At 35.5% G+C, this 10070-nt stretch carries 4 protein-coding genes and 1 pseudogene; 3 read left to right on the plus strand and 2 right to left on the minus strand.

The features are described 5' to 3' along the window. Positions 1 to 1209: 1209 nt before the first annotated feature. Positions 1210 to 1874: pseudogene (locus BW942_RS17660) on the minus strand (hypothetical protein). 300 nt (positions 1875 to 2174) lie between these two features. After that, positions 2175 to 3380, minus strand: a complete 1206-nt coding sequence (locus BW942_RS17665) for a metallophosphoesterase (RefSeq protein ID WP_000431263.1) — start codon at positions 3378 to 3380, stop codon at positions 2175 to 2177. Between the two features lie 148 nt (positions 3381 to 3528). Between BW942_RS17665 and BW942_RS17670 the strand changes: the two genes are divergently transcribed. The 3 genes from BW942_RS17670 to BW942_RS17680 all read left to right on the plus strand — a co-directional run bounded on the left by BW942_RS17670 (position 3529) and on the right by BW942_RS17680 (position 9721). Then, on the plus strand, positions 3529 to 5334 hold the full coding sequence (locus tag BW942_RS17670; protein WP_001136707.1) for a GAF domain-containing SpoIIE family protein phosphatase: 1806 nt from the start codon (positions 3529 to 3531) through the stop codon (positions 5332 to 5334). A 1489-nt stretch (positions 5335 to 6823) separates the two neighbouring features. Continuing rightward, positions 6824 to 7660, plus strand: a complete 837-nt coding sequence (locus BW942_RS17675; protein ID WP_001060166.1) for an aldo/keto reductase — start codon at positions 6824 to 6826, stop codon at positions 7658 to 7660. A 564-nt stretch (positions 7661 to 8224) separates the two neighbouring features. Further along, the gene (locus tag BW942_RS17680) at positions 8225 to 9721 is read left to right on the plus strand and encodes an ABC-F family ATP-binding cassette domain-containing protein (RefSeq protein ID WP_000590867.1); all 1497 of its coding nucleotides are present in this window, start codon (positions 8225 to 8227) and stop codon (positions 9719 to 9721) included. Positions 9722 to 10070 lie beyond the last annotated feature (349 nt).

The following is a 10070-nucleotide window of genomic DNA, read 5'->3' on the forward strand; positions in this document are numbered from 1 at the left end:
AGAGTTCCCACATTTTTAAATAGATCTGCAAAACCTAGATTTGTGAGAGTTCCCACAGATTCAGATTCACAGAAGTTCATTCATAATATTAAATATTCCGTTTAACAAATAACTCATACAATTACGAAAAAAATTTTACTGATCTCTAAAAAATTAAGTGTTCGTAAATGTTGTGACAAAGCGTCGATTAACATAGGTTCAATAGAATCAATACGAAAGCGATTGAGGAGCAAAATGCTCTTTCAAACTCAGCAAAACTTTTATTATACCACCCACGAGTATTTGGATCTCAATATAAATAAATCTGTTGGAATTACGACAAATCCTGTGTAAAACTTACACTCCACAACGCGATTCATAGAGAGTGTTGTGTTGAGTTTTCCAACGCGACCTGCAGAGCGACCCTTAGGAAGCGATGCATTGAGTTTGAGGAAAGCGTTGTGCTGAGTTTTCCCTATTTTTGGGTGGGTGCGGTAAGGTTCGGAAAATTTTTCTCTATCCGAAAAATATACTTTTTGCAAGTAAAAAGACTCATCCTTGTCGGAACACTTGAAAAATGTGCCTTTTTGAGCCCAGAACGGCGATCCATAGAAAGCCCGTTCTGTTGAGTTCATTTTGATTCTAAAATCCTATTCAACTTGTGGGTAGGTTATGGCAGAGCGGCGATGCATTGAGTTCAGGGAGTGAGACATTGAGTTACTTCGAGCGCCAATAAAAGCAAGACACTGGAGCGTTCTGTTGAGTCCAATTTTAATTCTAAAATCCCCTTCAACTTGTAAGCATTTCCCCATATTCATCGCGTTCTATATTGAAACTAAAGATAAAATATCGCATTACGTTTCTTTCATGCAATTTATCAACCAGAACTAAGAGTTCGGTCCGGCAAAACTGGATTCGCCACTATTTTATTATACAAAATCCATAGGATTAAAGTTGTTAAAAAATGAATTCTTCATCTCTGTTTCATGGAAACGGTCGATTGAAATGTAAACAATTAGATTGATTACTTTATTATATAGTTCTAATTAAAATAGCTTCATTTTTAAAATAGTCAAAAGAATTTTTATTAAATGATAGTTATAGAATTAAGATTTTATTCGAAAATTTGATTTTGAGATTATTATTTTCGGATTTGATAAAGACTCTTTTGATGGAGCTATAAACTAAGACTACCACCTAACACTGAAACTTAAAATCGAGCAAAAATTTCTACCCGTGACAACTTAGTTTGTTTCGGATAATAGAACATTCTTTTTTTCTTTTTCCCACAATCAGATGACCTTCTGCGCTTTCTCCGTCGTCATAAAACCTTCCGCTAAATATGGCTCCGTTTGCAAATCGATACGTTCCGGTTCCCACTTTTTTATCGTTTTGGAAATACCCGGAATATAAATCCCCATCTTTGTATTGAATCCTTCCGTATCCATGTCGTTTATCATTTTTGAAAGTTCCGGAATATACTTCTCCTGTATCGTATACGTATATACCCTGTCCACTTTTACAGTTTCCATTTTTACATCCTGGGGTTGCTCCCAGATAAGCGGAAATGGATTTAGTTTCCTCCCGGTAAGGTCGATTCGGTTCTGAGTCCGCTACTTCTTCTACGTATTTTTTAGGTTGGCCTAGTGCGTCTTCTTGAAAGAATTTTCTTTCCTTTAAATCCGGTTCCAACTCTACTTCTTTATTTTTTTTCTGTAAATTCGAAGTTTTAACGTTTTCTTTCTTAGTAGTTCCTTTGTTTTTTTTCCACAATCTAAGAATACAAAAAACAAAAGTAAAACAACTCCTAACGCGAAGATTATTTTTCGATCGATTCCGAAAAGTACCATCGCCGCCTCCTTTGTTTTTATATCGGAATCCAATTTGGGTTTCAAAAGATTTGTATTTTAACAGAGGTTCTCTAAAATCAAAAAGAAACGTCGTCCAATCAAATTTTTGCACAAAACCGCTGTTTTGCGGCCATCACAAAATTAAAAATCCATTTTAGAAATATTACTTAGAAACTTGTCCTAAAACCGTCCAATGTAGGAACTACTATGAAAATTTAACGAGTTTAGAACCGCTCGAAAGTTCACAAATTGCCAAATACGACTTAATTTGTAGGAACTACTACATTTTATTAAAAATTTCTAAAGAATTATCGCGTAAAATTTTTTGAGGTTTTTGGACAACTCTTAAGAATTTTTCTTCAATTGAATCACACTGATTTCAGAAGGTGCTCCGAGTCGTATCGGTGGTCCCCAATATCCGGTTCCACGGCTCACATAAATCCAAGTGTCCTTATGTTTATGAAGTCCGGCTACAAACTTCTGCGCTAAATAGATGAGTAAATTACCCGGAAAGTATTGTCCTCCGTGGGTATGTCCGGACAACTGTAGATCAAATCCAGCTTCCGCCCCTTCAAAGACGCTATTAGGTTGATGAGCGAGTAATATTTTATAATCTGTTTTTTCCCCACCTTTCATTGCACGATACGGATCTGTTTTGTGTTCCTCCAGAATCGTCCCCGCTTTTAAATCAGTAACTCCCGCAAGAGTCAGACTAGCTTTACCGTGTTCTAAAATTTTATTTTCGTTTAACAATACTCGGATTCCGTGTTTCTCCAATTCCCGAATCCAAGAAAGTACACCCGAATAATATTCGTGATTTCCGGTTACAAAAAAGGTTCCGTGTTTAGATTTTAGATCTCCAAGAGGTGTAATATGATGTCCTAGTTTACTTACAGGCCCGTCTACTAAATCTCCGGTAATCGCTACCAAGTCCGGTTCCAGTTCGTTGATTCTTTTTACTACGGATTCTAAAAAACTTTTTTTAATCGTAGGTCCAATGTGAACGTCAGAGATCTGAACAATCCTAAATCCGTCTAAGGACGTATGTAAATTTTTTTCTATTACTTCTACCGAAATCACTTTTAGCTTTTTATGCGCCTGATAAAATCCAATTCCAGTCAACCCTCCCGCAAGCCCAAGAACCGAAAAACTTAAAACCCTATTTAAAAATTCTTTTCTTTGTATCAATTCTTCGGTTTCACTTTCTATTACATTCTGACTTGGAAAAAATTTAGTAAGTCCGTAAAAAGACACAGTTGTAATATCTTTCAATAATACCAAACTGAATAAGATCGTAAAAAAACCAAGTCCAGTAAACGCTAGATAAGAAAACGCGGTTTGAATTCCTTCTCGTTTAGAAGTCAGACTGATATAATAACTCACTGGAATACTTAAGGTGAACAATACAATCAGAGTCCACCCTAACCAAGAAATCCATCCTTGAGTACTTAAATTTGGAATTAAACGAAAGCCTGTATACGTATAACCCAGCCCTATAATGAGCGTAAATACCGTAAGAAAAATAAGAAAACGAGAGATTTGATTTTCCATGATCTATAGACCTAAAAAATTTCTTAAAGTTTCTTATTAAATTCAATTTCTTTGTGTGTAAGACTTTCCTTTTTATTTTCGTTTTCTTTCAAATCCTTCCAAACCCTTGACGATCCTTCTGTTCGCTCTAGTCTTGACGCAAATATCTATGCCCCAGACCGTTTTAGAATTTCAAAAACTAAAAAGTATTTTAAATGTCAGTACGATCTTTACCGCAAACTTAGATCTCTACCAACTTTTACCTTTGATTATGCTTTATTCTAAAGATCTTCTAGAAGCAGAGGCTAGTTCCTTATTTCTTATAAATGAAACCAGAGAATTTTTATACTGCGAAGTAGCTCTCGGTGAAAAAGGAGAAATCATTCAAAAATATGGACGCCTAAATTTAGGAGAAGGAATCGCGGGTTGGGTCGCCAAAGAGAAAAAAACGATCATCTTAGAAGACGCCTATTCGGATTCTAGATTCAATCCTTCTTGGGATCAAAAAACTGGTTATAGAACCCGCTCCTTAATATGTGTTCCTTTGTTTGTGGAAAATAAAGTGATCGGAACTCTTGAAATTCTAAATAAAACGCAAAACCGTTCTTTTGATTCCTCCGATTTAAATTATCTTACTTCTCTTTCCGAAGTGGCTGCAATAGCGATCCAGAACGCAAAGATTCACGAGAATCTCAAAAAAAGAATTTTAGAACTTTCTCTTCTTTATGAATTTGAAAAACTAATCGTCTCCGAAAAAAGTATTCATGAATTAGGAAATTGGGTATTACAAAGAATATTAGAATTTTTAGAAGCAAGAACTGGAACTATCTATCTTGCGGACCATACAAACCAAACCTTAAGAATTTTAGCAGCCAAAGGAATTCCCAAAGAAGCGGTTCAAACAATTACAGTTCCTTTTGGAGAGGGTGTTGCCGGTTGGGTCGCCAAAGAAAAGAAAAGTCTTCTTATACATAACTTAGAAGAAGACAATCGTTACGATAAGAACGCAAAATATAAGTTCGAAACAAACTCTCTCATCTCTTCTCCTTTAATTTACAGAAATGAACTTTTAGGAGTTATTAGTGTTAATAGTAAAAAATCAGGCTTTGCGTTTCATCAAAACGATTTGGAAATGTTGGACACGGTTGCCAATAGGCTTGCTCTGACGATTAAAAACGCGGATCTATTTCACAGAGTAATAGATTCGGATCGTGAGTTGCAAAGAGCCAGAGAAGTCATGTCTAAGTTTATTCCAACTACAATCCCTTATATAAAAAATTTGGAAGTTAGCGCAGAGTATATTCCCTATTCGAATGTAGGAGGAGATTTTTATAATATATTTAGATTAGATCCAGAACGAACCGGTTTTTTAATCGCGGATGTTTCCGGTCACGGCCTTTCGGCTTCTGTAATCGCCGCGATGATGAATACGATCATTTCCACTTACGACAAAGAAATTCTTTCTAGTCCTTCTCAATTTTTTACCGAACTCAATCACGCTCTTTATAATAAGATGGTTGGAAATTTTGTAACCGCGTTTTACTGTGTAATCAACACCAATCAAAATACAATTCTTTATTCCAACGCAGGACACAATCATCCCTTACTTTTACAAAACGCTACCAACAACTTGATTTCTTTAGAAACAAAGGGCAAATTGATAGGGGTAATTCCAGATCTTTTTTTTGAGGAGAACTTGATTGATTTCGACTTCGGCGACAGACTTGTTTTATATACGGATGGCATTTCGGAACATTATTCTGAAGACAGAACCAAACGTTATAACGAAGAGTTAATTTCTCTTTCAATTCATAAGTCGATTTCTAAAACCTCAAAGGAAGTAGCGTCTCAAATCATTTCGGATTGTATCGAATTTTGTAACCGTCCTAAGTTTGACGATGACGTTACTCTTCTTGTAATCGATCGTTTAAAACAAAAACGCGATAGTTTCTACAATTTCTTAATTTTACTGTAATCTCCCGAAAATGTGGGAGTTCCCACATCAACTGATAAACGGAATATTCTAATCTTATAAAATGAATTGTCTCAATATCTAAAAGGAAATTATAATTTCTACCCACTGAAAGCGTGATAGTTCCTACAATTTCTAAGTTTTACTGTAATCTCCCGAAAATGTGGGGGTTCCCACATCAACTGATAAACGGAATATTCTAATCTTATAAAATGAATTAATTGTCTCAATATCTAAAAGAAAATTATAATTTCTACCCACTGAAAGCGTGATAGTTCCTACAATTTCTAAGTTTTACTGTAATCTCCCGAAAATGTGGGAGTTCTCACAATCCAGCCTAACAAACCTTAACGGGAATTAAACTTCGTAATCATAATTCAAACATGAAACCGGAGTTGTTATAATGTAGGAACTCATACGAATTCTGTTCTATACTTTTTTTCATCCCAAAAGAAAGATCATCATCTATCAAAAAATGTGGGAACTACTACTTTTTTAATGTGAATTCGATGCAAAAAAATGAGAAAGAATTTCCTAAAAGAATAGAATTGTTGAAAAATTAATTCTCTATGGGTTTTCGTTGTATAGAAACGGTCGATTGAAGCGTTTTGTTAATTGTTGCTATGGAATTTTCAACAACTCTAATATGAGTTCCTACAATTTTAGAATTTGTTCGTAAAATCGTGATTTGTAGTAGTTCTCACAATTTAAAGAAAAGATTTGCAAAATTGAATCCAACTTTTTTCAAAAAAAATGAATCGTAGCCGAACTCACGTTTTCTTACGAAAGATTCTAATGACAAACTCCAAAATTAGAACCCGTTCAAAGTATCAGAACGAAACGTATAGACTTTTTCAAGTAACAGATTCCTTCTATTTTTTCTTTCCCAATCTTTGAATCTATTTTGGCTTTTTCATTAGAGTTGTTGAAAAAATCCATACTGCGATTAACACAAGGGCTTTATCGAATCGTTTTTGAATAATACAGATTTTACTACGAATTTATTTTTACTTTATTCAAGAACTGCATAATAAAAAACCCAATCCAATAAGTTTCATCAATTCTGTGAATTCAGCGAAAGAAAACCGGGGCAAATCCGGCGTCACCGGACCGAGCTCTCTGTCCTGGTCAATCAATTACATGAAAAAAACATAATACGATATTTTATCTTTAGTTTCAATATAGAACGCGATCTGTCGAGCGCCAATAGAAGCGAGACGCTGAGTTTGAGAAAGCATTCTGCTGAGTTCAATTTTGATTTTAAAACTCTCTTCAACTTGTGGGGTTGGTTATGGCAGAGAGCGTTCTGCTGAATTTCCTTATACATCATCCGTTTCGCATTAGATTCTATCAAACTTACATAAAACGGCGGTTTGTGATAAACATTTAGGTACTTGATTTGATAGAGGTGAGTAATAGAAATTCATAATTTCATTCTTAAGTTGTTGCGTTTTATTCCTTTTACAATCAAAAATCAAATCAGGAGCCAAAGATGAACAACAAAGAGAACCCACTTAAGCAAACGATAATGCTCAACAATGGAATTTCTATGCCGATTTTAGGGCTTGGAGTTTGGAAAACCAAATCCGGCAAAGAATGCAAAGAAGCCGTCTTAAACGCCTTGGAAGCGGGTTATCGCCATATCGATACGGCCAGAATTTATGATAACGAAGTAGATGTAGGTCAAGCAATTCGAGAAAGTGGAATTCCAAGAAAAGAAATTTTTATAACTACAAAACTTTGGAATGCAGATCAAGGGTCGGATAAAACCAGAAAGGCTCTCGAAAATAGTCTTGATAGATTAGGAATCGATTTCGTGGATCTTTATCTCATCCATTTTCCAGTGACTTCTAAAAGAATGGATTCTTGGAAAGAATTGGAAAAATTGTACCATGATAAACTCTGTAAAGCGATCGGAGTCAGTAACTATACAATTATCCATCTTACAGAATTACTAAAAAATTCTCAAATTACTCCTGCAGTCAATCAGGTGGAATTTCATCCGTTTCTAAATCAAATTCATTTATTAGAATATTGTAAAAAACATAAAATCCAACTCGAAGCTTATAGTCCACTTGCACATGGTCAAAAAATAGAAGACCCTACGATCGCAAAAATTGCACAAAAATATGATAAAACTCCGGCTCAGATTTTGATTCGTTGGGCCATAGAACAAAAAATCGTAGTCATTCCTAAATCTATAAAAAAGGAAAGAATTATCGAAAATTCTAAAGTTTTTGATTTTGCAATTTCGGAAGAAGATATGAAAATTCTTAATTCATTGGATGAAGATTTCAGAACCTGTTGGGACCCATCCGAAGTCGTTTAAAACTTGTCCTACCGATACCTATAAAATTGGGTTAACGCAAAGCCTTGTTTCAATAGAAAATATTGATACTTTGTTTTACAGTTATTGAGTAAAATCTTAAAATATGCTGGTTCAATCATTTTAATAAGTTCATTATAAAATGATTGAATTCCTGCAGATCACATCCTATTAGCGTTTTGGAATTGTTTTAAATGTTCACGGGAGTTCCACGTTTTCCAAACATGGGCGTAGTTACGACCCAAAGTTTGACTGATAAAATCCCGTGACCTGTAAAAGCCAACCCCACAAGTGTTGTATCTCAAGATTAATCTGTCGGAATTACGACAGTGAACGTACTTCCCACAACGCGATCCGTAGAGAGCGTTAATCCTCTTCAACTTGTAGGGTTGGTTATGGTAAAAACTTCCACGTTTTCCAAACATGGGCGTAGTTACGACCCTTGAATTAAAATTAAAATCTCAATCAAAAAGAATAACATAATACGGCAGAGATTCGACTTTTCAAATCAAATATAGATCACATTTAGAATGACCCTTGTATCGTGTCTGAAATTTTGGTTTTCAGATGATAAAAATTTCCGGCCTAAACAAGGCATTTACAACCAAAGTTCTTTTTGACGACTTGAACCTGAGCATCAATCGAGGAGAAAAAGTCGGACTCGTAGGTCGCAACGGACACGGAAAGTCTACGCTTTTTCAGGTAATACTTGGAAACGTGGAAGCGGATTCAGGAACGATTTCGATTCCTAAGGGATATAAGATCGGACATCTACAACAACATCTTCATTTTACTAAACCAACTGTACTAGAGGAATGTTCTCTTGGACTTCCAGAGGGAGAAGAATACGAAACCTGGAAGGTCGAAAAAATTCTTTCCGGTTTGGGCTTTTCCGAACAGGACATGGAAAAAAATCCAAACGAGTTTTCCGGAGGTTATCAGATTCGGATGAATCTTGCAAAACTTCTAGTTTCTTCGCCCGACATGCTGATGTTAGACGAACCCAATAACTATCTAGATATAGTTACGATCCGTTGGCTCGAAGAATTTTTAAGAGAATGGGAAGGTGAAATCATATTAGTAACTCATGATAGAGGATTTATGGACGCAGTGGTCACTCATACAATTGCGATTCATAGAACCAAGGCAATCAAGGTTCAAGGTGATACAGATAAACTTTACAACCAGATCAATCAATCCGAAGAGATCTACGAAAAGACTCGTTTAAACGAAGCGAAAAAACGCAAACAAGAAGAGATATTCATCGCAAAATTTAAAGCAAAGGCGAGTTTTGCGAGCCGAGCCCAATCCAGAGTCAAAAAATTAGAAAAACAAGGAGAGATGAAAGAGCTTGAGAAAATTCAAGATTTGGAATTATATTTCAACAGTGCTCCATTTAACGCAAATCAAATGTTATCCGCAGAAAATCTTTCCTTTTCCTATGACGATAAGGAACCGTTTCTGATAGAAAACTTTTCCATCAGCGTAGGCAGCAGAGAAAGAATTTGTATCATTGGTAAAAACGGAAAAGGGAAATCCACTCTTCTCAAAATTTTAGCGGGAGAATTAGAAACCTCTCAAGGAACGATCAAAAAACATCCAGTTTTAAAAGAAGGTTATTTTGGCCAGACCAACAAACTCAATCTAAACGAAAATTCCACGGTCGTAGAAGAAATTATGATTTCCGATCCATCCTGCAACGAATGGAAGGCCAGAACGATCGCAGGTGGATTGATGTTTTCAGAAGATCAAGCTTTGAAAAAAATCAAAGTACTTTCTGGAGGTGAAAAAAGCAGGGTGCTTCTCGGAAAAATATTAGTGACTCCTTGTCATCTACTTTATCTGGACGAACCTACAAACCATTTAGATATGCAATCCTGCGATTCTCTTATCGAAGCCATCGATGAATTCGACGGCTCTGTCATTATGGTGACTCACGACGAACTACATCTCCGCGCAGTCGCCACAAAATTGATTGTATTTGATAACGATTCGATTCAAATTTTCAACGGTTCATATGACGATTTTCTAAACGACGTTGGCTGGTCTAACGAACATTATTAAATTAAAATATTATTTTATGTAAAAATAAAGTTTAATAAAGGTGAAATTATCGATTCTACTCCAAGTAGAATGATTTTATTACTCGGAAGATATAATATAAATCACCCAATCCAATAATTTAATACTCAATCAAGCGTTTCCATAAAACAGAGATGGAGAATTCATTTTTCAACAACTCTAATAAAATAAGGGCAAATTCGGCGTTGCCGGACCAAGCTCTCTGTCCTGGTCAATCAATTGCATAAAAGAAATGTAATGCGATATTTTATCTTTAGTTTCAATATAGAACGCGATCCATAGAGAGCGTTCTGCTGAGTTTCAAACGCGATCTGTCGAGCGCCAATAGAAG

Source organism: Leptospira interrogans, assembly GCF_900156205.1.
GTDB lineage: Bacteria > Spirochaetota > Leptospiria > Leptospirales > Leptospiraceae > Leptospira > Leptospira interrogans.

Bases quoted from the DNA above. Each gene is read 5' to 3' on its own strand.
- BW942_RS17665 (WP_000431263.1), bottom strand. From the start codon at position 3,380: ATGGAAAATCAAATCTCTCGTTTTCTTATTTTTCTTACGGTATTTACG.
- BW942_RS17670 (WP_001136707.1), top strand. From the start codon at position 3,529: ATGCCCCAGACCGTTTTAGAATTTCAAAAACTAAAAAGTATTTTAAAT.
- BW942_RS17675 (WP_001060166.1), top strand. From the start codon at position 6,824: ATGAACAACAAAGAGAACCCACTTAAGCAAACGATAATGCTCAACAAT.
- BW942_RS17680 (WP_000590867.1), top strand. From the start codon at position 8,225: ATGATAAAAATTTCCGGCCTAAACAAGGCATTTACAACCAAAGTTCTT.